Below are 24,520 nucleotides of genomic sequence, written 5' to 3' on the forward strand. Positions count from 1 at the left end.
CGACCCTAGGTCGGCCCGACTTCTCGGTGCAATAGAATCTTTGCCCTCAGTGCAATCAGGGGGTTCTCGTGCACGACTACCGGCGTATCGCCGACCGCATCGCCGCCGACATCACGACCGGGCGGCTCCGGCCGGGCGAACGCCTGCCGCCGCAGCGGAAGTTCGCCCGCCGGCACGGGATCGCCGCGTCGACGGCGGAGCGGGCGTACGGCGAACTCGTCCGGCGGGGGCTGGTCGTCGGGGAGGTCGGACGCGGCACCTTCGTGAAGGCCACCGCGCCCGGCCGGCCCGGCAGGGGGCTCATCGAGGACGCGGGCACGTCCGTCAACCTGGAGCTCAACTACCCCTCCGTCGAAGGCCAGTCGGAGCTGCTCGGTGACGGTCTCGCGCCGCTGCTGCGGCCCGACGTCCTGACCGAGGCCCTCCGTCCGGCCGCCGCCACCGGCACGCCGGCCGCGCGTGAGGCAGTCGCCGCTCTCCTCGCCACCCCCGGCTGGCGGCCCGACCCGTCCCGGATCCTGTTCACCGGCAATGCCCGCCAGTCGGTCGCCGCCGCCCTCGCCTCCCTGGTGCGGCCGGGCGGCCGGGTCGGCGTCGAGGAGCTGACATATCCGGTGGTCAAGGAGATCGCTGCCCGGCTCGGCATCACCCTGGTGCCGCTGGCCACGGACGAGGACGGCCCGCTCCCCGAGTCGGTGGCCGCCGCCCACCGCACGGCTGCTCTGTCGGCCCTCTATGTGCAGCCCACCCTGCACAACCCGACGTCCGTCACCATGAGCGCCGGGCGCAGGCGCCAACTGGCGGCCGTGGTGGGCGACTTGGACATTCCCGTCGTGGAGGACCGCATCTGGTCGTTCCTGGCGAAGGCCGACGATCCCTTCGCCGCGCACGCCCCCGCCCTCACCCACGTCGTCGACGGCCTGTCCAAGCGGGTCGCGCCCGGGCTCACCGTCGGCTTTCTCGTCGTACCGGAAAAGCGGGTGGACGCGGTGGCGGACGCCGTCCGGTCCGGGGGGTGGAGTGCGGGGCGGTTCGCGCTGGAGGCGGGGACGCGGTGGACGGTGGACGGGACGGTGGCGCGGCTGGTCGAGGCGAAGCGGGCGGACGCGGCGCGCAGGCAGCGGGTGCTGGCCAAGTGCCTGGACGGGTTCGCCGTACGGTCCGATCCGCGCGCGTACTACGCCTGGTGGGAGCTTCCGGTCCCCTGGCGGGCGGACACCTTCACGGCCGCCGCCGCGGCGCTCGGTATCGCCCTGACGCCCGGGCCCTCCTTCGCCGTCGACCCGAGCCGCACCCCGGACGCGGTCAGGCTCGGGCTCGCGTCGGTTGCTGTGCCGGATCTGGAACGGGCCCTGCGGTGCCTCGCCGGCCTCGCGGCCCGCCGTACCGGCCGGTGAGCCAGCAGGTCAGGGCCACCGCCAGGCCGACGGCCACGAGCAGCCAGGAGACCGTGCGCAAGGTGCCCGTCAGCGCGTCGTAGACGGCGCCCGCGGCGGGGCGGCGCACCGGGTCGGGCAGGTCCGTCAGGGTGAGGCGGCGGCCGACGGCGACGGCGAGGGCCAGCAGCGCGCCGCCGAGTGCCGTGCCGAGGGCGGTCGCGGTGAGGGCGCGGCGGCGGCAGGCGGCGACCGCGATACCGGCGACGGCGAGAAAGGCGGCCGAGACGGGCAGCCAGAAACCGGCGACTTCGAGCACGTCGTAGCCCTTCCGGAGACGATCGAGTTCGGGCGCCGGGAGCACGGCGACCTCGGTGCGGGGCAGGACGGCCCGGTGCTCCACCCGGGCGGCGATCGGGGCGATGTCGACGGTCACGTCCTGGTGGCCGCCCTCCCGGACGGCCCTCAGCACGGCCCGGTGGATCGCCCTGTTGCCGGCGTTCCACGCGGTGCCGAAGGCCGGCGTCCGGGTGAGGGAGCGGACCAGGGGCCGGACCGGATCGCCGACCTCGTCCCCCACCGCGTCGGCGACGCTGTCCCGCACGGCGGGGTCGGCGGCCAGCGGCGCCAGCGCCGTGACGTACCGGTCCGTGTCGGCGAGGCCGTACGCCGCCCAGGCCGCCGGCGCGCCGAAGGGCACGAGCAGACAGGCCAGGGCGATCAGGGCGGCCGACAGGGCGCCACGGACACGGGAGGTCACCCTTCCAGGCAAGACGGTCGCGGGCGGCCGCGCGAGTCGTGGAGCCGGGGATTGAGCCCTCCGGGGGAGGGCTCACCCGAACGGATGTCCCATGCCCCTACGGGCGTCTCGTGCTCCTAGCGGATCCGGTTCCCCTCCGCGTCCTCGTGCGTGTAGTAGCGGTAGAAGAACACGACGAAGATCCCCGCCGCGACCACCAGTCCCAGGGCCGTCGAGCGCAGCACGCTCTCCCCCGTCTGGCTGTACAGGAACCCGACGGCCGCTCCGGCGAAGCCGGACTTCACGGCCGAGTGGAGTTCCCGCTTCAGCAGCGGGGCGAACGTCGCCACGGCGATGCACAGCACGATGAACGCGATCGCCGTGACACAGCCGAACAGCACGTTCCAGCCGGTGATCGGCCCGCCGTCACGGCGGTTCGCCGCGGCCCAGTAGCCGTAGACAAGACCGAGCACGACCGGGACGCCGTACCTGGCGGCCTTGTGCACCGTGGCGCCGAAGACATCGGGTGTCCGGGCGAATCCGCCCGCGGGTGCCGTGTGAGCCATGAGAGCACTCCTCTCTGTCCACCCCGATCCGCCCCCGACTACCAGAGCACACCTGGGACGGGGCGCGGGCAAGTCGAATGGCGCCGGAAAGTTCCCCGTGTTTCGCTGACCCCATGAGCGGTGTCGGCCCGGGACAGGTGCTCCGCGTCCGCGACCGCAGCGTCGCCTGGGTGCCGCCCCTCCTGCTGCTCGCCGCGATCACCGTGATCGACTTCAACACGGGTGCCGAGTTCCGGATGCTCTCCTGGGTCGTGCTGACGCCCGGCATCGCGGCCGCGATCTGCGGCGTCCTCGGAACCGCAGCCTTCGCCGCGCTCGCCCTCGTCACCTACGTGGTCGCCGACAGCTTCTGGCCGCACCAGTACCGGTCGGGCCTGCCCGACTTCATCCTGGTCGCCGTCGGCGGCATCCTCGCCGTGCTGGCCTGCGCGGTACGGCTGCGCGGCGAGCGCAGCATGCTGCACATGCGGGACGTCGCCGCCACCACCCGCCGTACCGTGCTGCGCCCGCTCCCGCCGGTGTGGGGCGGCCTGGAGCACGCGGAGGTGTATCTCGCCGCCGACAGCGAGGCCCGCGTCGGCGGCGACTTCTACGACATCCAGCCCGGCCCGCACGGCACCCGCGTGCTCGTCGGAGACGTCCAGGGCAAGGGCCTGGGCGCGGTCGAGGCGGCGGCCGCGCTGCTCGGCACGTTCCGTGAGGCGGCGTACCACGAACCCGACCTCGCGACGGTCGCCGAGCGGCTGGAGATCCGGGTGAACCGGCACGGCGCCCATGTCACCGCGCTCGGCCGCGACGACGGCGACCGCTTCGCCACCGCCGTCCTGCTCGGCTTCCCCGAGGCCGGCACCGGCACGGTGGAGGCCATGGTCTTCGGCCACGAACCGCCGCTGGTGGTCGGCCCGTCGGGGGTACGGGCGCTGCTGGCAGCCGGCGGACTCCCGCTGGGCCTTTCCGCCCTGTCCGCCGACGGCCCGCCCACGGTCCACCGCGTGCCCCTCGACCCCGCCGAGACGCTCCTGCTGACCAGCGACGGCGTCACCGAGGCCCGCGACGGCACCGGGGAGTTCTACGCCCTCGCCGACGACGTGGCCCGCGCCCTCGCCGCCGACCCGCGTGCCGTCGAACCGAGCCGCCTGGTGGCCCTCGTCCGCGACGGCACCCTCGGGCACTGCGGTGGGCGGCTGCTCGACGACACCACGGTGTTCGCGGTGCGCCGGGCCGACGAGCGGGCAGGAAAGGGACGTTTGCCGTCCTGAGAACTCCCCTTCGCAGCCGCACCGGTTACCGTGCTGCCGTAAGTGATCGACGGGGGATGGGGAGGGACCGATGCCCGGAACCGTGCTGCTGCTCGCCGCCTCACCGGTGGGCAAGAGCCGTCTGGTGGACGCGGCGTCCGTGCTTCCCGTCCTCGCGGCCGTGCCGCCGGCCGTGCTCTCGGGCACCGACACCGCCAACGTCGTCGAGCTCGCCGACCCCCTGGAACCGCAGGCCGTCCTGACCCGCCTGCGTGCCGTTGCGGCCACCCCGGGCCCGCTCACCGTGTTCGTCACGGGTCAGTTGGCCCTGGACCGCCGCCAGCACCTGCCCCATCTCGCGCTGGCCCGCACCACACCGGCCACCGTGCGCTACACGGCACTGCCCTGGCAGTGGATCCGGGAGGAGTTCCGGCTGCGGTCCCCGGGGTCGACGACGCTCTTCGTCGATCTGCACGCCGACGCGGAGGCGTGGGGGTGGCTGCACACGCACGCGCTCGACTCCGGCCGCAACAACGCGGTGTTCGGGCGGATCGCGCCGCCGCCGTCCCGGCGCACGGTGGCCGGGCCGGCGTACATGAAGACGATCGCGACGATCCTGCGCAGCGGGTGGCGTCCGCCGGTCGAGCAGCTGCATCAGCAGGCCTTCACCAGGCTGGGCCCGGAGGCGTACGGGGACATCGTGCTGACGGTGCCGCCGGCTCCGGTGGCCGTCCCTGGGGGCTTCGCCGCGAGGCCCGCGTACCGGCCCGAACGGCCTCGACCACAGGGATCACAGGGATCACAGGGATCACAAGGACCACAAGGACCCCGAGTACCGGACGGGCCGGTGGCCCCCGCGCAACCTCCTCAGGCCCCTCAGGACCCGCACGCCTATATCGCCGCCGCTGTCCAGAACGACCGGCACCAGGACGCCGAAGCCGTCGCCACCGCGCACGAGGAGGCCGCCGCCCGTGTGCACGGCCCGGCCTCCGAGCAGGCCCTGCACTGGTCCGAGGTCCGCGCGGATCTCGCCATGTTCGCCGGGGACCCCGTGCGCAGTTGCCGGATCTGGCTGACCGTGGCCGAGGCGCGGCTCAGCGCCGGGCAGACCGTGGACTCCAAGCCGGTGGAGACAGCCGTCGACCGGGCCCATCACCAGTGGGCCCAGGTTCGTGACGTGGAGCAGGTCCGGCAACTGGGCATCGTGCTGGCGGGCCTGCGCATGCGGGTGCCGGGCCGCCGCCGGGGCGCCCTGGAGAACGTGCAGACACAGCTGCGCAGACTGCAGACGCAGAGCTGAGGTGCCGTACCGGCGCGTGCGCGGCTGAGCGTGCGGGCAGGTCGGCCCGGTCGGCTTGGGGGAACCTTTACTCGGGGCCGGGCGTTGCCGGGGTGAGATCACTCAGACGAGCACCGAGGTGACGGCAATGGCACTGTTCGACCGGCTCAAGGACCAGGCCAAGAGCCTCCAGCAGCAGGCGCAGGGCGGGCGCGGCACGACGAGCGCCGGGCACGGACACGGGCATGGCCAGGGCAGCTCGCGCGGCGGTTCGCGCGCTCAGCTCGTCGGCGTGCTGAAGACTCAGCTGGGCTCCCTCAAGACCGAGTTGAAGAGCGGCGCCTACCGGGACGCGAGCATGGCGATGTGCGCCCTGGTCGCGGCGGCGGACGGCCAGGTGGACGCGGCCGAGATCCAGCAGACGGAGTCGCTGATCCTCAGCAACGAGGTGTTGCAGAACTTCCCGCCGGAGCAGCTGCGCACGCGCTTCCACAAGCATGTGGACCAGCTCACCCGCAACTTCCCGCAGGGCAAGGCGGAAGCCCTCCAGGAGATCGCCAAGGCCGCCAAGAAGCCCACCGAGGCGCGCGCGGTGATCCAGACCGGCATCGTCATCGCCGGCGCGGACGGTCACTTCTCCCAGGCGGAGCAGGCGATCCTGAGGGAGGCCTGCGCGACCCTCGGCGTCTCGCCGGCGGAGTTCCAGCTCTGAGAGGCGGGTGTTCTGGACGGTTTCCACCCCATACGCCGCCCCACGTACGATGGGTCCGACCAGCGGCTCCCGAAGGAGATGGCGGGATGAGCGAGCAGACCGCCGCCTACCGGCATCTGCGTGAGCTGCGTGAGCACTTCACGCCGCCGCCCGGCTTCACGTATCCGGAGATCAGCGACGGGACGCTCGTCATGATGACGAGCCCCCGCCCCCGTCACCAGGTCACCGCGAAGGACGTCACGCGTCAGCTGGACCCGCAGCTTCCCGAAGGGATACTCACCTTCGAAGCCACCGACACCGACGACGACGTCCTGGGCAAGCTCCGGGTCCCGGACCTCATTGTCACCGCACGCGAATCCATGCTGACCGACGGTCCGCTGGACCCGCGGGAGATCTTCCTCGCCATCGAGATCGTCTCACCCTCCAACCCGAGCAACGACTACGAGGTCAAGAGCCGCGACTATCCCGCCATGGGCATTGGCCACTACCTCATCCTCGATCCCCGCGACGGCACCTGGACCTACCAGTGGGGCATCGACACCAGTGGTGGGCGCCCCTGCTACGCCAACCGTCTCCACAAGCAGCCGTACGGCACCCCGCTCGCCATGACGACCGAGCTCGGCACCTGGAAGCTCGACACTGGTGAGCTGCCGCTCTACAGCCGCAAGGACATGATGCTCGGCCCGGAGGTCGACGGGACGTGACGCTCCCGGCCGCTCTCATTCCGATGGGTGCGCGGTGATCCGCTGGACCTGGTCCGTGCGCTCCGCCGGTCTCTCCCCTGTCGCCTTCGCCGGTCCCGCGTTGGCCGCCAGGACCAGTGTGGCCACGGCCACGACGGCGGCGGCGAAACCCCTCGTGTAGCGCGCGGTGGTGCTGGTGCGTTCGAGCACGGCGACCTCGCAGCGGTGGCGGTGAGTACCCAGGGTGGTGACGGTGTATTAAGCACGGTTAATACGCCGTTTAACCTAGGGGCTGCGGGAGCCGAACGGCAAGAGGGGCTTGGGGAGTTGGCCATGTCGGAGCGGGACGACCCGGGCGTCATCGGGCGACGGGTGCAGCAGCTGCGGGTCCAACGCGGGCTGACACAGAAACAGCTGGCCGAACCGGCCTACACCCCGGCCTACATCTCCACCCTGGAGTCCGGGCGGGTGCGGCCCTCCGACGACGCGCTGCGGCATCTCGCCGACCGCCTCGGCGTCGGCTTCGAGGAACTGGCCACCGGCCGCCCGGCCCGTCTCGTCACCGATCTGCGCCTGCGCCTCACCGAGGCCCAGCGCACCCTCGCCACCGGGGAGGCCGAGGAGTCCGCCGCCCAGTACGGCCGTCTGCTCACCGAGGCCGAGGCGCTCGACCTCGACGAGGTGCGGGCCGCCGCCCTGCTCGGGCTCGGCGAGTGCGCGGTGGAGACCGGCGAACTCGCCGCCGCACGCGCGTACTTCGAGCGGGCCGAGAAGGCCCTCGGCGACGACGTACCCCTGCCCGCCCGGGTTCCCGCCCTGCGCGGACGAGCCCTCGCCCACTACCTCACCGGTGAACTCCGCTACTCCGTCTACCTGCTGGAATCCACCATCGACGAGCTCAACCGCGGTGGCCTGCACGACCCGGACGCCCTGCTCCTCCTCTACGCGAGCGTCATCGGCCCCTACATGGACATGGGCGCCCACGCCCGTGCCGCCCAGGCCGCCGAACTCGCCCTCGCGCTCGCCCCGCAGGTCGGCGACCCCGCCCTCGTCGCCCGGATGCACCGCTCCGTCGCCCGTACCCTGCTCGCCGAGGGCCGCCTCGCCGAGGCCGACGCCTCCCTCGCCAAGGCCGCCGAACTGTACCGGCAGCTCCAGATCCGCACCGAACTCGCCAACTGCCACTGGATGCGCGGCTACGTCTACGCCCAGAACGGCGAACTGGAGCGCGCCGAAGCCGAGTTGAGGCAGGCCCTCGCCATGCTCTCCGCCAAGCGGGCCGCCCTCTACTCCAGCCAGGCCGCCGTCGAACTCGCCGACGTGCTGCACCGGCGCGGCAAGTCCGACGAGGCCGCCGCCCTGCTCCACGACGTGCTCAGCGACCTCAGCTCCGAGCGCGGCGCGCTGCACTCCGCCGCCGCCCACCGTCTCCTCGGGATCATCGCCGAGGACGCCCGGGACACCGAGGCCGCCGAGGAGCACTACGTCCGCGCCCTGAGCCTCCTGGAGCGGGCCGGCGCCGTCGGTGACCTGGCCGACCTGTGCCGCCTCCTCGGCGATCTGTTCCGCCGTACCGGAAGGGTCGAGGCGGCACTGGACGCGTACCGGACCGGCCTCGGACACCGCACGGCCCCCGGCACCACCACGCTCGGACCCGCACCCGCACAGCCCCCTCTATGACGATTCCCGGCTTGTGCACAGGGGTGCCCGGTTAGCCTGCGCGGGGACATCACAGGGCGGGCGGGACAGGGCGCGTGGAGAACCAGAGGACGGTGGCCGGGCGGAGCGTGGCCGACGGGCTGCGGCTCCTCGCGTTCGGCCTGCGGGTGCTCGTGTACGTCGTTCTCGGCGGCGCCGCGCTGATCGCGATCGCCACCGTCGCCTCGGTCCTCGGACCCACCCTCGCCCTCGACCTCTACACCCCGCCGGTCGCCGCCTGGTGGACCGTCTTCACCGCGGTCGCGGTCCAGGGCGTGCCCTTCCTCCTGCTCGGCACTGGGTGCGAGTGCGCGTCCGTGCCGGTGGCGGGGAGTCTGATGCGGCGGGGAGTGGCCCCGGCGGCCGCGCTCGCCTTTCTCCTGTCCGCGCCCGCGATCAACCCCGTGGTGCTCGTCGCCACGTCCATCGCCTTCCCGGGCAGCCCCGCGATGGTGCTCGGCCGGCTGGTCGCCTCGCTCACCACGGCCGTGATGATGGGGTGGCTGTGGGCGAGGTTCGGGCGCGAGGAGTGGCTGCGGCTGCCGAAACGATCAACCGGGACGTCCGTCCGCGGCCTGCGGGCCTTCGGCGCCGGGCTCCAGCACGACTTCCTGCACGCCGGCGGCTTCCTGGTGCTGGGCGCGGCGGCCGCGGCGACCTTCAACATCGTCGTCCCGCGCTCGGTGCTCGACGTCTTCACCGGCTCGGCCTGGCTGTCGGTGCCGCTGCTGGCGGTCCTCGCCGTCGTGCTGTGCGTGTGCAGCGAGGCGGACGCGTTCGTGGCGGCCTCCCTGAGCGGCTTCTCGCCCACCGCGCGGCTGGCGTTCATGGTCGTGGGACCGATGGTCGACCTCAAGCTGATCGCCCTCCAGGCCGGTACCTTCGGACGGGCCTTCGCCGTCCGCTTCTCCTCCGTCACCTGGGCGGTGGCCGTGCTGAACAGCGTGCTCGTGGGGTGGTGGCTGCTGTGAGGCGCTACGGCCCCTGTCTGCTCCTCGTCCTCGTCGGCGCGGCGGTCCTGCGGATCTCGCTCTTCAGCGAGCTGTATCTGCGGTACGTGCAGGCGGCGTTGCGTCCCTACCTGGTGGTGTCGGGTGCGGTGCTGGTGGTGCTGGGGGCGGCGATGGCGTTCGTACGACGGACCGCGGACGACCACGAACACGGAGCGGACCACGAACTCGGAGCGGACCACGAACTCGGAGCGGATCACGAACACGGTGGCGCCGGACCCCGGGTCGCCTGGCTGCTCACCCTGCCCGCCCTCGCCCTGCTCCTGTTCCCGCCGCCCGCCCTCGGCTCCTACAGTGCCGGGCGCGAGGCGGCGCAGCGGGCGGCTCAGGGCGTGGGGAGCTTCCCGGCCCTGCCCGCCGGGGACCCGACCGAGCTCACCCTCGGCGAGTTCAGCTCCCGGGCGATCTACGACAGCGGGCGTTCCCTGAAGGGCCGTACGGTCCGGATGACCGGGTTCGTGACCCACGGCGACGACGGGACCTGGTACCTCACCCGGCTCCTCGTCACCTGCTGCGCGGCCGATGCCACCACCGGCAAGGTCGAGGTGCGCGGCGCCGCGGACGGGGCCCCGCCGGTCGACACCTGGGTCACCGTCACCGGCACCTGGCACCCCAGGGGCGAACTCGGTACCGACGGTGCCTGGCCGCCGGTCGTGGACGCGAGTGCGGTGCGGCACGTGCGGCAGCCGGCGGATCCGTACGAGAAGCGCTGAACGGGGTGCCGGGCCGGCCGCCGTCCTTCTTCGGTGGACGGCGGCCGCCCCGGTGGGACTCGTGCTGTGCCGCGCGGTCCCCCTGGAAGGTCCCCGGCCCGCTCGGGGCGGCGGGAGACGCCCCGGTCGGCATCGCGGAACGGGGACGAAGAGCACCGCACGCCCAGGTCGCCGGGGAGAGGGAGGACGAGCAGGGCACGCGGGCGGCTCCGGCACGGTTCGACGCCGTGCGGCCGCCCCCTGACCGTCACCGAAGACCGTGGTGAACCGGCGTGCGGTCTGTGAAGGGCACCCGGGGACCCGGCGTCGAGTCGGGCCGGGCGGGTCGGCACAGGGGTCCTGGTCCCGGGGTACGGGTCACGGGCGTTTCGCCCAGGGGACGAGGGGTAGCCGGGCGGTGCCCCCGGGCGGGTACGCCACGAGCGGCGCCCCCCACTCCCGGTGCGCCCTGCCCGGGGGCGACGACGGACAGCTCCGCGTCGACCGAAGGAGGCGGTGACCGTGGAGCCCAGAGACGCGCACGGTGATGCCCACGGTGACGAGCCCGGCTCGTACGGGCTACCGGGGCAGGGGCGGGAGCGCGGAGCCGGCCACGACTCCGAAGCCGGACCCCAGCCGCTGCGGGAACAGGTGCGGGCCGCCGAGGTGCTCGCCGCCGGGGTGCGGGGCGCCGAACCCGGGGAGATCCCGGGCAAGTTGTGCGTGGCCGCCGTCGAGTTGCTGCCGGTGACCGGTGCGAGCGTGTCGCTGCGCAGCGACGGCATGCCCGTCCAGCTCAGTGCCAGCGATGACCGGGCCGCCCGAATGTCGGACATCCAGGCCACGCTGGGGGACGGCCCGTGCACGTCCGCCGGGGCGACCGGCACCACCGTGTACGCCACCGATCTGATGTCCGAGCGGGACGCGGGCCGCTGGCCGGTCTTCGCCCAGCAGGCCGCCGCCGCCGGGATACGGGCGGTGTACTCGATGCCCCTCGGCAACGACACCGTGTGCGTGGGCACCCTCGACCTCTACCGCGACGTCCCCGGTGAACTCACCCGGCGCGAGGTGCGCCTCGCCGAGCTCGTGGCCGGCGTCATGACGGTGGCCCTGACGGCCCTGCCCCGGGGCGAGGAGGACGGCCCCGAGGGAGACGCCCTCTGGCTCAGCGGTCTGGCCCCCGCGCACGGCGAGGTGTACCAGGCCATCGGCGTGATCATGGTGCAGCTCGGCGTCGACTCGGACGAGGCGCTCGCCCGGCTGCGCGCGCACTCCTTCGCGCACAACCGCACCGCGCTGGAGGTGGCGCACGACGTGGTCCGCCACCACGAGCGGTTCGACCGGGACTGACCGGAACTGCTCACACCTCCACCCGCCCCTGCCTCCTCACCTCCGTGAGTCGGTCGGCGCCCAGTTGCACGGCCGTCTGCGTGGCCTGCGTCTGCACCTCGCCGAAGCCGCCGTTCGTCACACTGATCGCGCCTTCCCCCACGCGGAGGGCGGCGACGTCCAGCGTGAGCGTCGTCGGCCGGCCGTCCGGGGACTGTCCGGTCAGCAACACCCGCAGGCCCTGCCGGGCGTCCCCCACCTCCGGCAACGGCATCTCGCCGACCTGCACCCCCAGGACGGCTTTCGTGGTCGTGGTGGCCGCGAACTGCGCGCACGTCCGCGGCAGGCCTTTGAGCCAGGCCAGGGTCTTGTCGATCTCCGCGGGCGGACGCGCGAGCACCTGATACCGCATCTGCGCCTGGTTCCACTCGTCGTCCATCCCGACGACCGCACGGGGCTGCGCGTCGGCCCCGAACAGTTCGTCCGCGTACAGCGCGTCGAGCAGCCGCTGGCAGTCCGGCCGGTCGGCCTTCGCCTTCAGCACCCCGTCGTGCCAGGTGGCCACCCCCTGGCTCGGTGTCCAGGGCTCGCCGAGGTCCGCGTCGGTGACGAGCGCGGCCTGCGTCATGGCCTCGGTGAGGGCCGACGACGGGGCGGGGGACGCCTTCGGGGACGGAGGCGGCGCGCTGCTGGGCGGCGTGATCGGCGGCTTCGCAGCGGTGGGCGGCGTGGAGAGCGCGGAACAGGCGGTGGCGGCGAGGAGCCCGCAGAGGGCGAGAGCGGAGGCGGCGGCGCGGGGCGGGGTCATGCTTCAAGTGATCACCGGGTTCGCCGAGGTCACCAGCGGTCCGGGCCGTACGGGTTACGGGGTGCGCCGGTCCGCGCCTACGCCGAGCCCCGCCTACTTCGAGCCGCGGCTACGCCCCCTGCCCGCCGACCAGTGCGGTCGCCTCCTCGCGGGCGTACCCGATCGGGTCGGCGAAGACGCGCAGCCCGTGGGCGACCATCGCGCCCTCGTGCAGCAGCATGAGCGTGCGGGCGTGCTCGGGGGCCAGGTCGGTGAAGAGGCGGAGCATCCACTGCTTCTGGCCGGTGATGACGGCGTACGCCGGGTGCGCGGGGTCGCTGATCTCGGCGTGGGCGTTGACCATGGCGCACCCCTTGGGGCTGCTGTCGTCCATCCATTCCCGGGAGGCGTCGAAGACCGCGCGGACCCGCTCGACCGCCCCCGGTCCCGCCGCCTCCAGCCGCTCCAGGACATACGTCCGCCAGCGCTCGTCCCGGGCGGCGAGGTACTCCACGACGATCTGCTCCTTGGAGCCGAACCGGTCGTAGAGCGTCTTCTTGGTCACCCCGGCCTCGGCGGCGATCAGGTCCACGCCGACCGCATGGATGCCGCGCTCGTAGAACAGCCGGGACGCCGCCGCGAGGGCGCGCCGCGCGGCCGGGGTCATGCCGACCCGCCGAACCTGCCCTACGCCGTTGTCTCCGTTGTCTCCCACCCTCCCGACTATACCGATCTGTATAGTGGTCGAGGCAAGGAGGTATACAGATCGGTCTAGTCACGGGTGGTGACTTCCATGAACGTCCTCCTCTCCGCCGCCTTCGTCGTGTGCTGGAGCTCGGGGTTCGTCGGCGCGAAGCTCGGCACGCAGGACGCGGGTGCGACGACGCTCCTGATGTGGCGGTTCCTGCCGCTGGCGGCGGTCCTGGTCGCGTTCGCCTTCCACCGGGGCGGGGCGTCCTGGCGCGCACTGGCGCCCCGCGACCTCGGCCGCCAGGCCCTGATCGGACTGCTCTCCCAGAGCGGCTACCTGCTCACCGTCTACTACGCCATCCAGCTCGGCGTCTCCAGCGGTACGACGGCACTGATCGACGGCACCCAGCCGCTGGTCGCGGGAGCGCTCGCCGGCCCGCTGCTGCGCGAGTACGTCTCGCCCCGGCAGTGGCTGGGCCTGTGCCTGGGTCTCGGCGGAGTCGCCCTGGTCACCACGGCCGACGCGGCGGCGACGACGGGAGTGGCCTGGTGGACCTACCTGGTCCCGTTCGCCGGGATGCTCTCGCTGGTCGCGGCCACCTTCCTCGAACGGCGCTCCCGCACCCGGGTGACCCCGGCCGTGTCCATGACCGTCCACTGCGCCACCAGCGCCCTCGTCTTCACGGCCGTCGCGCTCGCCACCGGCACCGCGACCCCGCCCACCACCGGGTCCTTCTGGCTGGCCACGCTCTGGCTCGTGACCCTCTCCACCTTCGGCGGGTACGGCCTGTACTGGCTCGTCCTCCAACGCTCCGGAGTCACTGAGGTCAACACCCTCATGTTCCTCATGGCCCCGGTCACGGCCGTCTGGGGGGCGTTGATGTTCGGCGAGCCCTTCACCACGCAGACCGCGGTGGGTCTGGCGGTCGCCTTGACGGCGGTGGGGGTGGTGCGCGGGGCGGGTTCCCGCAGGGCGGAGGCGGAGGCAGAGGCGAAGGCGGAGGTCGCCGGTCAGTGACGGGTGGGTCGATAGATGAGCTCCTGGATGTGCCCGTCGAGCGTCCGGCTCTCCAGCAGCTCCAGGTCGAAGTCGGCCGCGTCCTGGAAGATCGGGGCCAGCCCGGTCCGTCCCGTGATGACGGGGAAGAGCGTCACGTGCAGGCGGTCGACCAGTCCCGCGGCCATCAGCGCCCGGTTCATCGCCAGACTGCCGTGCGAGCGCAACGGCACCTCGGACTCCTCCTTGAGCCGGGCGACGACGTCCACGGCGTCCCCGCTCACGACGGCCGCGTCCGGCCAGCCGAGCGAGTCCTCCAGGGTCGTCGACACCACGGTCGTCGGCAGGTTCCGCATCCTGGTGACCCACGGGTCCCGCACGTCGGACCCCTCGCTGCTCTCGGCCAGCATCTGCGCGAAGTCCCGAAAGGTGTGCGCCCCGAAGACCATCCGCTGCTCCGCGCCGTACACATCGAGACGACGGTCGAGCAACTCGGGGCCCTGCTTGCCCCAGTAGCCGGTCCAGTCCCCACCGGCGGCACCGTAGCCGTCGAGGCTGCAGAAGAAGTCGAAGGTGTAGGTGGCGGTCATGGGGCCCTCCTGGAGAACGGTCGATCGAGACGGGTGTGTCCGGGCGACCACTCCGAACGAACTCCGGCGACCGCCATATACGTAGACCCGGCCTGTACCTGAAACTCATCGGGCCGCGTCAGGACGTCACGACTGCGAGGCGCCCGGAGTTTCGCAGACCGCGCTCAGGGGCGGCTCGCCGTGTCGATGTACGCCTTGGTGACGTCGGTGATGAAGCCGCGGCTGCTGTCGGGGCTGAGGGCCAGGGCCTGGAGGTGCTCGTGCATCACGCTGTAGTGCTGCACGTCGGATGGCTTCTCCAGGTAGAGATCGCTGGTGAACCGTTCCAGATACACCACTCCGCCGGGGTTCTCGGCGAACGTCACGATGGAGAACTGCCCCGACAGGCCCGGATGGGCACCCGCGGTGTGCGGGAGGACCTGCACCGTGATGTGCGGTTCCGTGCCGAGCGCGTTCAGGTGCTCCAGTTGTTCACGCATGACGTCAGGACTGCCGACGACGCGGCGCAGTGCCGATTCGTCCAGAACGACCCACAGACGCAACGGGCAGGCCGGGTCGTAGATCCGGTGCTGCCGGCGCAGCCGCACCTTGAGGCGCCTGGCGGCCTGTTCGGCAGTGGGCTGAGGGATCGTTTCCCTGATGACGGCGTGGGCGTAGGCGGGAGTCTGCAGCAGGGCGGGGATCGTCATGGGCTCGTAGGTGTGGAGGACGGCGGCGTCGGTCTCCAGTGCGATGTAGACGCGCTGGGGGATGTCGCCGTAGGCCTGCCACCAGCCCTGCTGTCCGGACTCCTTGGCCATCTGGAGCAGGGAGTCGATGACCTGCTGGTCCGTCACTCCGTAGATCGTGCACAGGTCGCGTACGTCGCGGGGGCTGATGGCACGGTTGCCGTTCTCCAGATGGCTGATCTTGGGCTGGGAGACCATGAGCCGCTCGGCCGCTTCCGTGCTCTTCAGCCCACTGGCCAGGCGGAGCCGGCGGAGCTCGGCTCCCAGACGGCGTCTCCTGAGGGTGGGATTGGTTGTCGCCGCCATGAGCGGTGTACCTCCGGCTCCAAGTCATCGTGCTGATGCGCAGATTGCCAGGGAGCGAAGATTGTTGATCAAGCGCCATGCCGTCATGTTCGACGGTCAACCAAGACGGACCGTGACCTTGTCATTTGCCCGGCGGCCGACGTGGTGCGTCCTGCCGGAGGCGCGGATGATGCGGGCCCGGCAGCGGAGGACCTCAGCCCTCGGGCATCGGCGAACCGTTTGCGGACTTCGGGCCGGACGGCGGCCGGCCATCACGATCGCCTGCCGGGCGGGGCACCGGCCTGGACTCCTTTCGGCTGTCCGGGCGGCCGCCCTGCGGAGGGACGGATCCGAGCCCCGTTGCCTGACCGGGTGCCAGTGCCGGCACGCCGCATCGCGGGGTACCGCGCCGAAGGAGCTGAGGCAGCAGCGTGTAGAAGCGGTCGGGAAGGAACACGGCGTCCGCGACGATCATCGTGCCCGAGAAGAGAGGCAGTCCCAGGACCACCGCGATGGCGACGTGCATGCCCAGAAGCAGGGCCAGGACGGGGTACTTGAGTCGGCCGAAGAGCACGAACGGGAAGGCGACCTGGGTAAGAACGGTCAGGTAGCCGACGGCCGCCATCGCGAGCGGGTACTGGTCCATGGCGTGGGAGAGCGCGGGCCACGGCTGGAAGAGCTCCAGGTTCAGCACGTAGTGGAGCGCGGTGCCGTCGTCCCAGAAAGAGCCCTGGACCTTGTAGAGACCGGCCGATCCGTAGAGGAAGCAGACCTGTGCCGCGATCACGAAGACACCGCAGTTGTGCACCACGGCGACCAACGTGGTGCGGGCCGCCCGCAGGTCCTGCGCGGCAGCGCTGCGCGCCCGCGGCGGTACGCCGTCCGCACGGGCCGCCTTGATCCGTGCTCTGCGCGCGTCCAGGGACCAGCGCCGGCCGCACGCGGTGAGCGTGAGGTAGAGGGCCATCAGCAGGAGGAGGTTGTCGCCTCCGTCCGTCATGAAGACCGACCTGGCGTGGAAGGAGGCCACTACGACGGCGAAGAGCACGGAGGTGGCCCGGGTCCGCCAGCCCAGCATGAACAGCGCGGACGTCACGAGGGCCAGCGCATAGCAGAGCTCGAAGTAGGCACGGCTGTCCGACAGGATCAGGAAGCTGTACCAGCCCGTCTGGTCGAAGAGCTGTGCCGCCAGTGCAGGTGTCCACGGGGAGCCGGGACCCCAGATCTCGGACCGGTGGGGGAACTCCCGCAGGAGGAAGACCAGGTAGAGCAGCCCGTAGCCGATACGCAGAACCGACGTGGCGTACAAGGACACCGGCCGGCCGGTGAGCATGTCCCAGAAGGCGGCGGCTCGGGCGAGTAGCAGACGGCGGACTGCGTCCGAGGCCGCCCCTGCCCCGCCCACGGACCTGCCCGGTGCGGTCTTCGTGGCCGTCGTGGCCGTCGTGGCGGGAAGTTCGTGGATCTGCTCATTTCCCATGCGGGGTCACCTTCCACCAGGGCAGGAGCCGGTTGTCCACCGGCGTCGGCGGCCGACGCCCGGCCGCGGTGCCGGGCGCGGCGACGGGCAGAGTGACGACCCGGAGCTGGATGAACTCGAACGTGCCTGCGCGGTGACCGGCGACGCGCTCTGCGGCGATGTTGCTCAGGTACTTCTGCATCATCACGGCCCGCGGCGAACGTGACGTGTCGTCCGTTCCGTGGGTGTCGGCGTAGGAGGCCCAGGCGCGGCGCAGGAGGTTCTGGGCCGTGTGGCTGGGAAATGGATCGTGTGCCACGGCGGCGCGGTCCAGTGCGGTCAGATCGATCCAGGGGCTGACCCTGACCGATCCGCCGGGCGCGGTGTGCGCGGTCCTCGCCATGACGCGTCGGTTGACGGAGTCGGGGTTGGGGGCGAAGAGCCGCCAGTTCTGCTCGAAAAGGGGGTACACCCACGCGTCGACCTGACGGCTGTACCGCTGCGAGACGGGATTGGCCGGCGCCACATGGAGAAAGACGGCACCGACATGGACCAGGGTCGCCACCAGACACATGAGGACGACTGTGTGCAGCCCCGCTCTCAGCGCCCTGGCACCCCCTGTCCGCTTGCCGGGTGGGTCCGCGCCCTCACGCTGCTTCCCCGGCAACGGGCCGGCATCGGACCGTCGGCTCTCCGGCACGTGTGTTGAACCAATTCCGCTCGACACCGCCCACCTTGCTTTCTCGTGTCCGCGCCTTCTTGTGTCCGCTGCCCGGCGTCCGGGGTTGTGGTGGACCGGCACCGGCGGCGCGCGGCGGAATCGAGATCCCGTCGCGCGCCGTCATCCGGTGGTCGGACCTTTCGCGACCTGCCGATCAGCTCTTGTCGTGGACTTCCTGGCCGTCGAACTTCGGTGCGTCGTCGTAGCCGTAGTTGTCCGAGCCGTAGTCGTCCGAGCCGTAGTTGTCGGAGCCGGTGTGGTCGCCCTTGCCGTGGCCGTTGCCGTGCCCGTTGCTCTCATCGGGCCGATCGCCATGGTCGTGGTCCGGCTTCCCGGGCGCACCCTGGTATTCGTCGCCCGGCTTGCCGTTGTGGTCGGGGCCGCCACCGTGGTCCGCTCCGCCACCGTGGCCCGGCCCGCCGTGCTCACCCGGGTTGCCGCCGTGCTCACCGGGTTGGTCCGCGGGCTGTCCCGCGGTGTTTCCGGCTGTGTTGCCCGCGGTGTTCCCGGCCGTGTTGCCAGTGGTGTTGCCAGACGTGTTCCCGGAGGTGACGTTGTTGCCCGCCGTGCTCCCGTCACCGGTGCCGCCCGTGACGCTGACGACGGGCCCGCCCAGGAGACCACCGCTGACCAGCCCACCGCTGGTCAGCCCACCACCGATCAGACCGGCGGTGGTGCCGGTCGTCGATCCAGGCGTGGGGCCGTTCGGGGTTCCAGCCGTCGTTCCAGTGGTCGTTCCGGTGGTCGTTCCGGTCGTCGTCGAGCCGGTGGAGCACGAGTTGAGGAAGATCCGGTTGGTGTCGAGCGTCACGGCGCCGTTGCGGGCGAGCGCCCGGCCCTCGATGTTCGTCCCCGTGGTCACGTGAATGTCCGTCAGCGCCATGATGGTGCCCACGAAAGTGGAATTCGTCCCGAGGGTGGCCGAACTGCCGATCTGCCAGTACACGTTGCACGGCGAAGCGCCGTTCGTCAGGAGCACCCGGCTGGAGGACGCCGTCGTCAGGGCTTCCGGAATCTGGAAAACCCAGACGGAATTCGGATTGCCCCCTGCGTCCAGGATCAGGTCGCCGGTGATCCCGACACCGGAGGAAGCCTTGTAAACGCCCGGAAGCAGTGTGGTGCCAGTTCCGATGCCCGCCGCGAGGGCGAAGTCCACGGCCTGCCCTGCCGCCTGGTTGTATGCCGTGACCAGGTCGGACTTGGCCTGCAGCGCCACGGCGTCGGCGGCGTGCACGGCGCCGAGCACCTCGCCGGGCGGGAAGCCGGTGATGGCCGGGTTCGGATGGGTGCCGAGGTCGTGGCTGATCACGGTGGGGCCGGTGTTGGTGACTCCCGCGCCCGCGAGCACCGAGAAGCTCGCCGCCGTGGCCAGCGGTACCGGCGTGGCGATGGCGACTGCCTGGGCGGGCGACAGGACGACCAGCGCGGCGGCGACCGTTGCGGCGAGGGCCGAGGCCAGTACGCCGGGCAAAGTGCGGCGGCGAGCCATTTCAGGGATCTGCAACTTCATCAAGATGCCATTTCCTGTGGGAGGCGTGGCGTGCCGGGCCCTGAACAAACGCCCGGGGAGCCTTGATCTGACGGTGCATATTACGGAGGAATCTTCGGAAGGTGGCATAGGACGAGGGAGAGTTGCTTTATCAAACGCCAATCCCTCGAATGCGGGGCATCTATTGGGGAATTCGTATTTCCGATTATCCGGCGTATTGAGCTTCTTTGAGCTTCTTCGAGCTGGCCACCGATCAGGTGACGGTCCACGAAGCGCAACGAGCGAGGCCCGTGGGTCCCAGCGCGCGATGGTGGCACTGGTGTACCTGCGTGAACACACCACCCTGGCGAAGATCGCTGCCGGGTTCGGGATCAGCGAGTCCACCACCCACGCCTACACCAGTGCGGTCATTCGCCTGCTTGCCGGACGGGCGCCGGGTCTGCTGAAGGTCCTGCGCGAGGCCGATGCGGACTTCGTCCTGCTGGACGGCACGCTCGCCGAGTGCGACCGGGTCGGCGACGGACGGGCCGACTACTCCCACATGCACCGCCGGCACGGGGTGAACGTGCAGGTGATCACCGACCCGGGCGGCCGACTTCTGTGGCTCTCACCCTCACTGCCGGGCCGAGCTCACGACCTGACCGCAGCCCGCAGCCCGCACCCACCGGATCATCCGCATCTGCGAGCGCCAGGGCGTCCCCATCCTGGCCGACCTCGCCTACCAGGGCGGCGGCCCCTGGGTGACCACGGGCATCAAACGCAGGCCCCTGCAGGAACTCACCCTCACCGAGAAGACCGTCAACCGGTCCCTGGCCGCGGCCCGGGCACCGGTCGAGCGCGGCGTCGCGCGCCTGAAGTCCTGGCGGATCTCCCGCAGATCCCGGTGCAGTCCAAACCGCATGACGTCAATCGCCAAAGCCGTCCTCACCCTGGAGCGGCAACGCTGAAGAAGCTCAATGTTCTTCGTCTCGTGGTGGTACACGCGAAGCTCCTGCTCTGAGCTGCGGAAACGAGCCCGCTGTCGGCGGTCGATGGCAGCTTGGTCCGGAAATGGCCCGGATCTTGATCTCGGGCACCCGATCCGGACCGTCCCCGGGCGTTCAGCAATTCGGCGATGCGTTCACCGACAGGTCCTGCCGCTTTGTGGCGCGCCCGTGCTGCGATGGCGCGAAGGGACCGTGCGTCTATGACCGGGTGGCTCCGCAACTCCAGCCGGTCGATGGCCTTCAGGGCGGCCTGCCGGTGTACCGAAACAGGCGCTGATTCGCCGGAGCACCGGGAGAGCCCGGGGATCCCCGTCGCCGGGGACGGGTTCAGCATTGCTGTCAACCGACGTCGAAGAGATTCGGCAGTCGAAGGAGGTAACGGGTGCGGTCGTGGCGTTTGATCCACTCGAACTCGGGGGGCCGGTACAGCGGGGTGACGGTGCAGCGTTCCGCGGCCGAACCGATCCCGTCCAGCAGGGCGTTGACGGCCAGCCGGGCCGAGGTGTTGGCGCCTTCCATGGTGGCCAGATCGATGGGCACGGCCACATAGTCGCCGGACAGGAAGAGGTTGGGGATCTTCGTAGCCGATCGCGGACGGTGGTGGAAGGTCCCTGTCGGATGGATGAGCAACTGCTCCTCGTTGACCGGGTTCGGAGTGCCGAGGCCGTCGACGGCCGGGTCGAGGAACCAGGAGTGCAGCACGGAGTCCTTCAGGACCGTACGGCCGCTGTCATTGAGCGCCGCCTTCAACTGCGCCCACACCTCGCGGGCGACTTCGGCGCGGGTGCACTGCTTGGCGGTCTTGCCGTACAGGATGCCCGGCTGGTCCCACTCGGAGACGTCCACGGACAGACAGTCCGCGACCGTGCCGTCGCCGAAGTCGGCAGGGAAGTCGTGTCCCGGCCAGTGCTGGGCCTGGGCGATCGCGGTCAGCGACCAGGGGGAGTCGATGAGGTCGAGGTGGCCGTGCAGTATCGGCGTGCGTTCGGTCAGATAGAACTGGATGCCGGTCATCCAGTCCGTCTCCAGCCGGTCGCACTCGGCCAGTTGGGGATCGGCGGCGCGCACGGCGGAGTTCCAGGTGCGGCGCGCGTGCTCGACCGGCATGGCCGAGATGTAGTGGTCGGCGGTGACAGTCCGGCGGGCACCACCCGGGTCCTCCACGACGGCGCCGGCGATCCGGCCCGTGTCCAGGATCAGGTCCCGCACGGTCCAGCCGATGTGGAACTCGACCCCGAGTGACTTCAGGTACGTCACCCAGGGGTCGATCCAGGCCTCGTTGGTGGGCGCGTTGAGGATCCGGTCCAGCGGTCCGTCCGCGCCCCGCCCGAGGAGGTTGAAGGCGAAGGCCTCCAGCAGGGTGGCGACGGTACGGGTGCTGGCCTCTTCCGCCTTGGTGGCCACGATGTTGCGGGTGATGCCAATGGCGAGGATCCGCTGGTAGTCGTACGACATCCGTTCGGCCCGTACGAACTCCCACCACGGCATCTGCTCCCAGGTCTCGTCGCGGCGTTCATCGCAGCTGGTGAGGAAGACCAGGAAGCGGTTGGCGAAGTAGAGGGCCTCGTGGAGGGGGAGGTTGAAGGCGGTGTCCAGGACCGAGGTGAGGGCGCGGCGGATCTCGTCGGGGGTGAGTTCGGCCGGGGTGTTGCCGGGCCACGGAAGCGGGATCCGGATGTCCTCGCGGCCGCCCGACCGGGCGAACAGCATCTCCTTGGGGGCGACGAGGTTGTCGTGGACTCCGTTGGGGTTGCCGGGGAAGGGGATGCGCCGCATGGTGTCGGGCAGGTTGTGGTAGATGCCGGGGATGAAGCGGAAGCCGTGCTCCCCGGGCAGGGGCCCGCGGCCGCCCGTGCCGCTGTCCGGTACGTCCATGCTGCGGGCCTTGCCGCCCAGCGCCTTGCGTTCGTAGACCGTGACCCGGAAGCCCCGTTCGGCGAGTTCGTGGGCGGCCGTGAGCCCGGCGACGCCTCCGCCCAGTACGGCCACGGTCTGTGCGGCGGCGCCGTTGCGGGCCGCGGCCCGTTGGGGGGTCGCGAGGGCGACCCCGCCGCCGGCGGCCGCGGCCGAACCCAGGAACCCTCTGCGTGTGGTGCCGCCCATCGCTACCCCTTACCGTAGGTAACCACCGGCGCACGAGGATATGGGCGACGCACCGATCCCGGAAGACGGCCAACGGAGCTTTGGCCTCTTTGGCTTGATGCCGCATCACCTCGGCGCACCCGACGGCGCGCGGCCAAGGCGTTCCAGATCCCACTGCGGCCAGCCGCATGCCGAGAGGCGGGGAAGTGTTGAGGGAGCGAATTTCATCCTGAATGCGGGCACGTGGTCCGGAGATTCGGGGGCGCAGTCGCCCCGGGCCTCGGTCCGGACGGCCCCGCGCGGAGCAGCCGGTGGTGGGCGCGCTGTAGAACGGCGGCGACCGAGGTCGGGTAGGGCTGTGGCGGCGGCTGGAGCGTCGGGGGCAGCGGTGTAGACGAGGACGGTCGCGCCGTCCAGGTCCAGGTCTCGGGGGGAGGGGGACTTCCGGGCCGTCAGCGAAGAACTCCGCGGTGACTACTCATCGTGCTTCGGGAGGTCCAGTTCCGCCCACACCGTCTTGCCGACCGTGAGTCTTTCCACCGCCCAACGTCCCGCCAGTACGCGGACGATGAGCAGCCCCCGCCCGAACTGGTCGTCGGGGTGGGAGGGGCGGGTGCCGGGGAGGCGTTCGCCTCTCGGGTCGGTCACCGCGATGCGGAGGGCGGTGGTGGTGAGGGTCGTCTCGACGCGGAAGAGGCGGTCTCGTAGGCAGCCGTGCAGCAGGGCGTTCGTGCACAACTCGCTTGCCACCAGGGCTGCGTCGCCGGCGAGGGCGGGGTGGCCCCAGTCGACGGCGAGTGCGGCGACGCGTCTGCGGGCGAGGGGGATGCTGTGCGGGTACGGGGTGTAACTGACCTGGTCGTGGCGGTCGTAGGACTTGGGTGGGCCGGGAGGGCAGGCGTCGGTCACGGGTTCCTCCGGGGGCGGGGGAGCGGGCGAGTTGGGGTGGCTCCGCCATGCGGGCAGCACGGTGCACTTCCGCCAACTGAATTCGCTGTGTGTGCGGTCGAGTACTGAAGGTAGTGACGTGCTGAACCGTCGCGCAAGCGGTCTCGGGGAAATATGTCTCCGATTTCGCTTGTGTTGTGGCTCCGGTGAACCTCACACTGACCACGATCAGGAGGTGACCCGAGGTGTCCACAGGCCGGTTCACGCGCGGAACCCGCGTATCCACAGTCCTGGCGCGCAAGTTGGGCGGTGAACTGCTGAGGCTGCGGGACCGGGCCGGCCTGACCCAGCCGCAGGCTGCGGAGGCGCTCTCGGCGACGGCCGCCAAGGTGGCCAAGATGGAGCGCGGGTGGGTGCCGTTCCGCGATCCCGACATCAAGATCCTGTGCGAGCTGTACGGCGTGGCCGAACCGAAGGCCGTGGAGAGGCTGTTGAGCCTCGCCAGGACCGACCGGGAGCGGCGCAAGGCCAAGGGGTGGTGGAACCAGTACCCCGAGTTGCGATCCCTCGTGGAGTACGTCGCCCTGGAGGACATCGCGACCGGCGTCCGGACCTGGCAAGGGGCCTTCGTCCCCGGCCTCCTGCAAACGCCGGACTATGCCAGGGCGCTGGCGATCGGCAACGCCGACTGGGACGAGCCGGGTGAGATCGAGCGGTTCGTGGAGGCGAAGGTCGCCCGGCAGGGGCGGCTGAAGGACAGCAGCCCGCTCGATCTATGGGCCGTGGTCGGCGAAGGAGCGCTGCGTCAACTGGTCGGCGGCCGTGAGGTCATGCGTGCCCAACTGACCCACCTCGTCGAGGTGTCCCGGCTCCCCAACGTAAAGCTTCAGGTGGTCCCGTTCCTCGCGGGCTCCCACCCCGGCATGACCAGCGCCTTCAGCGTCGTCTCCTTCGCCGAACCCGGCGCGATGGACGTGGTCTACATGGATACGACCTCGTCTACGCTGTGGCTGGAGAGCGAGGCGGACGCCGCACGGCACAACACCAAGTTCGAGCGGATCGCAAGGAACGGACTCGCCCTTCACGATTCCGTCGAGTTGATCGAACGCATCCGCAAGGAGCTGTGACCGTGCCGCACTTCGAGTTCGCCAAGTCCAGCCACAGCAGCGGCAACGGCGAGTGCGTCGAAGTCGCCCGCAACCGCCCCCACACCGTCGCCGTCCGCGACTCCAAGACCCCCCACGGGCCGATACTCCAGGTCGTCCCCGACACCTGGACCACCTTCATACGTGCCCTGCACCACACTCACCCCTGACCAGACCCCATGTCCTGGACCGAAGCCGAATACCTCGACCTCCTCCAGGCCGGTCCTGGGCCGCGGCACTCGACTGGTACCCCTACGAACCCGCCGACGAGCCCTACCGCGGCCTGGTCTTCCACGACGAGGCCTGGCACTGGGCCATGAGTCGGATCTACGGGGAGCGTTACACCGTCGA

General features: G+C 71.1%; 24 protein-coding genes and 1 pseudogene. 13 read left to right on the forward strand and 12 right to left on the reverse strand.

Annotated features, from left to right (window positions below):
• Positions 1 to 68 precede the first annotated feature (68 nt).
• A complete protein-coding gene (locus ACZ39I_RS21535; RefSeq protein WP_467245949.1) occupies positions 69 to 1,397 on the forward strand; it encodes an aminotransferase-like domain-containing protein in 1,329 nt (442 codons plus the stop codon).
• Here ACZ39I_RS21535 and ACZ39I_RS21540 read toward each other — a convergent pair.
• A complete protein-coding gene (locus ACZ39I_RS21540) occupies positions 1,306 to 2,136 on the reverse strand; it encodes a hypothetical protein (protein ID WP_467245950.1) in 831 nt (276 codons plus the stop codon). The genes ACZ39I_RS21535 and ACZ39I_RS21540 overlap by 92 nt on opposite strands.
• A gap of 116 nt (positions 2,137 to 2,252) precedes the next feature.
• Positions 2,253 to 2,681: a hypothetical protein gene (locus ACZ39I_RS21545; protein ID WP_352387368.1), complete on the reverse strand. Its 429-nt coding sequence runs from the start codon at positions 2,679 to 2,681 to the stop codon at positions 2,253 to 2,255.
• 113 nt (positions 2,682 to 2,794) lie between these two features.
• Here ACZ39I_RS21545 and ACZ39I_RS21550 point away from each other — a divergent pair, with 113 nt between their 5' ends.
• The 4 genes from ACZ39I_RS21550 to ACZ39I_RS21565 all read left to right on the forward strand — a co-directional run bounded on the left by ACZ39I_RS21550 (position 2,795) and on the right by ACZ39I_RS21565 (position 6,614).
• Positions 2,795 to 3,940 (forward strand): PP2C family protein-serine/threonine phosphatase, encoded by a 1,146-nt coding sequence (locus tag ACZ39I_RS21550; protein ID WP_467245951.1) that lies wholly within the window; start codon positions 2,795 to 2,797, stop codon positions 3,938 to 3,940.
• Between the two features lie 70 nt (positions 3,941 to 4,010).
• Entirely contained in the window at positions 4,011 to 5,219 is a 1,209-nt protein-coding gene (locus tag ACZ39I_RS21555; protein ID WP_467245952.1) for a hypothetical protein, read from the forward strand.
• A gap of 127 nt (positions 5,220 to 5,346) precedes the next feature.
• Positions 5,347 to 5,910, forward strand: a complete 564-nt coding sequence (locus ACZ39I_RS21560) for a tellurite resistance TerB family protein (RefSeq protein WP_467245953.1) — start codon at positions 5,347 to 5,349, stop codon at positions 5,908 to 5,910.
• Between the two features lie 86 nt (positions 5,911 to 5,996).
• Positions 5,997 to 6,614 carry a Uma2 family endonuclease gene (locus ACZ39I_RS21565; RefSeq protein ID WP_467245954.1) on the forward strand — a complete coding sequence of 206 codons (618 nt, stop codon included), beginning with the start codon at positions 5,997 to 5,999 and terminating at the stop codon, positions 6,612 to 6,614.
• Positions 6,615 to 6,629: 15 nt separating this feature from the next.
• On the opposite strand, the gene ACZ39I_RS21570 is transcribed toward ACZ39I_RS21565, so the two are convergent.
• Positions 6,630 to 6,803 carry a hypothetical protein gene (locus tag ACZ39I_RS21570; protein ID WP_467245955.1) on the reverse strand — a complete coding sequence of 58 codons (174 nt, stop codon included), beginning with the start codon at positions 6,801 to 6,803 and terminating at the stop codon, positions 6,630 to 6,632.
• A gap of 123 nt (positions 6,804 to 6,926) precedes the next feature.
• Here ACZ39I_RS21570 and ACZ39I_RS21575 point away from each other — a divergent pair, with 123 nt between their 5' ends.
• The 4 genes from ACZ39I_RS21575 to ACZ39I_RS21590 all read left to right on the forward strand — a co-directional run bounded on the left by ACZ39I_RS21575 (position 6,927) and on the right by ACZ39I_RS21590 (position 11,343).
• Positions 6,927 to 8,273: a helix-turn-helix domain-containing protein gene (locus tag ACZ39I_RS21575; protein WP_467245956.1), complete on the forward strand. Its 1,347-nt coding sequence runs from the start codon at positions 6,927 to 6,929 to the stop codon at positions 8,271 to 8,273.
• Between the two features lie 74 nt (positions 8,274 to 8,347).
• Entirely contained in the window at positions 8,348 to 9,262 is a 915-nt protein-coding gene (locus ACZ39I_RS21580; protein ID WP_467245957.1) for a permease, read from the forward strand.
• Positions 9,259 to 10,014, forward strand: a complete 756-nt coding sequence (locus tag ACZ39I_RS21585; RefSeq protein WP_467246260.1) for a TIGR03943 family putative permease subunit — start codon at positions 9,259 to 9,261, stop codon at positions 10,012 to 10,014. Before ACZ39I_RS21580 ends, ACZ39I_RS21585 begins: the two co-directional genes overlap by 4 nt.
• 501 nt (positions 10,015 to 10,515) lie before the next feature.
• Complete coding sequence (locus ACZ39I_RS21590) at positions 10,516 to 11,343, forward strand: GAF and ANTAR domain-containing protein (RefSeq protein ID WP_467245958.1); 828 nt, start codon at positions 10,516 to 10,518, stop codon at positions 11,341 to 11,343.
• A gap of 10 nt (positions 11,344 to 11,353) precedes the next feature.
• On the opposite strand, the gene ACZ39I_RS21595 is transcribed toward ACZ39I_RS21590, so the two are convergent.
• Positions 11,354 to 12,130 (reverse strand): hypothetical protein, encoded by a 777-nt coding sequence (locus ACZ39I_RS21595; RefSeq protein ID WP_467245959.1) that lies wholly within the window; start codon positions 12,128 to 12,130, stop codon positions 11,354 to 11,356.
• A gap of 109 nt (positions 12,131 to 12,239) precedes the next feature.
• Positions 12,240 to 12,776, reverse strand: coding sequence for a TetR/AcrR family transcriptional regulator (locus ACZ39I_RS21600; protein ID WP_467246261.1), 537 nt, complete (start codon positions 12,774 to 12,776; stop codon positions 12,240 to 12,242).
• Positions 12,777 to 12,902: 126 nt separating this feature from the next.
• On the opposite strand from ACZ39I_RS21600, the gene ACZ39I_RS21605 reads away from it, so the two are divergent.
• Positions 12,903 to 13,817 (forward strand): DMT family transporter, encoded by a 915-nt coding sequence (locus ACZ39I_RS21605; RefSeq protein ID WP_467245960.1) that lies wholly within the window; start codon positions 12,903 to 12,905, stop codon positions 13,815 to 13,817.
• On the opposite strand, the gene ACZ39I_RS21610 is transcribed toward ACZ39I_RS21605, so the two are convergent.
• The 5 genes from ACZ39I_RS21610 to ACZ39I_RS21630 all read right to left on the reverse strand — a co-directional run bounded on the left by ACZ39I_RS21610 (position 13,811) and on the right by ACZ39I_RS21630 (position 19,089).
• Positions 13,811 to 14,386 carry a dihydrofolate reductase family protein gene (locus ACZ39I_RS21610; RefSeq protein WP_467245961.1) on the reverse strand — a complete coding sequence of 192 codons (576 nt, stop codon included), beginning with the start codon at positions 14,384 to 14,386 and terminating at the stop codon, positions 13,811 to 13,813. The genes ACZ39I_RS21605 and ACZ39I_RS21610 overlap by 7 nt on opposite strands.
• Before the next feature lie 164 nt (positions 14,387 to 14,550).
• A complete protein-coding gene (locus ACZ39I_RS21615) occupies positions 14,551 to 15,420 on the reverse strand; it encodes a helix-turn-helix domain-containing protein (protein WP_467245962.1) in 870 nt (289 codons plus the stop codon).
• A 193-nt stretch (positions 15,421 to 15,613) separates the two neighbouring features.
• A complete protein-coding gene (locus tag ACZ39I_RS21620) occupies positions 15,614 to 16,879 on the reverse strand; it encodes an HTTM domain-containing protein (protein WP_467245963.1) in 1,266 nt (421 codons plus the stop codon).
• The gene (locus tag ACZ39I_RS21625; RefSeq protein ID WP_467245964.1) at positions 16,869 to 17,432 is read right to left on the reverse strand and encodes a DUF5819 family protein; all 564 of its coding nucleotides are present in this window, start codon (positions 17,430 to 17,432) and stop codon (positions 16,869 to 16,871) included. Before ACZ39I_RS21625 ends, ACZ39I_RS21620 begins: the two co-directional genes overlap by 11 nt.
• A gap of 301 nt (positions 17,433 to 17,733) precedes the next feature.
• On the reverse strand, positions 17,734 to 19,089 hold the full coding sequence (locus ACZ39I_RS21630; protein ID WP_467245965.1) for an ice-binding family protein: 1,356 nt from the start codon (positions 19,087 to 19,089) through the stop codon (positions 17,734 to 17,736).
• Between the two features lie 268 nt (positions 19,090 to 19,357).
• Between ACZ39I_RS21630 and ACZ39I_RS21635 the strand changes: the two are divergent.
• Positions 19,358 to 20,015: pseudogene (locus ACZ39I_RS21635) on the forward strand (transposase); the annotation flags it as partial.
• A 378-nt stretch (positions 20,016 to 20,393) separates the two neighbouring features.
• Here ACZ39I_RS21635 and ACZ39I_RS21640 read toward each other — a convergent pair.
• Together ACZ39I_RS21640 and ACZ39I_RS21645 are read right to left on the reverse strand one after the other, a co-directional pair.
• Entirely contained in the window at positions 20,394 to 22,157 is a 1,764-nt protein-coding gene (locus ACZ39I_RS21640) for a hydroxysqualene dehydroxylase (protein ID WP_467245966.1), read from the reverse strand.
• Positions 22,158 to 22,610: 453 nt separating this feature from the next.
• Positions 22,611 to 23,045 carry an ATP-binding protein gene (locus tag ACZ39I_RS21645; protein ID WP_467245967.1) on the reverse strand — a complete coding sequence of 145 codons (435 nt, stop codon included), beginning with the start codon at positions 23,043 to 23,045 and terminating at the stop codon, positions 22,611 to 22,613.
• Between the two features lie 224 nt (positions 23,046 to 23,269).
• Here ACZ39I_RS21645 and ACZ39I_RS21650 point away from each other — a divergent pair, with 224 nt between their 5' ends.
• Together ACZ39I_RS21650 and ACZ39I_RS21655 are read left to right on the forward strand one after the other, a co-directional pair.
• Positions 23,270 to 24,151 (forward strand): helix-turn-helix domain-containing protein, encoded by an 882-nt coding sequence (locus tag ACZ39I_RS21650; RefSeq protein WP_467245968.1) that lies wholly within the window; start codon positions 23,270 to 23,272, stop codon positions 24,149 to 24,151.
• Positions 24,152 to 24,153: 2 nt separating this feature from the next.
• Positions 24,154 to 24,339: a DUF397 domain-containing protein gene (locus ACZ39I_RS21655; RefSeq protein ID WP_467245969.1), complete on the forward strand. Its 186-nt coding sequence runs from the start codon at positions 24,154 to 24,156 to the stop codon at positions 24,337 to 24,339.
• The last annotated feature ends 181 nt before the right edge of the window (positions 24,340 to 24,520 follow it).

This window comes from Streptomyces sp. NPDC024687, assembly GCF_055559055.1.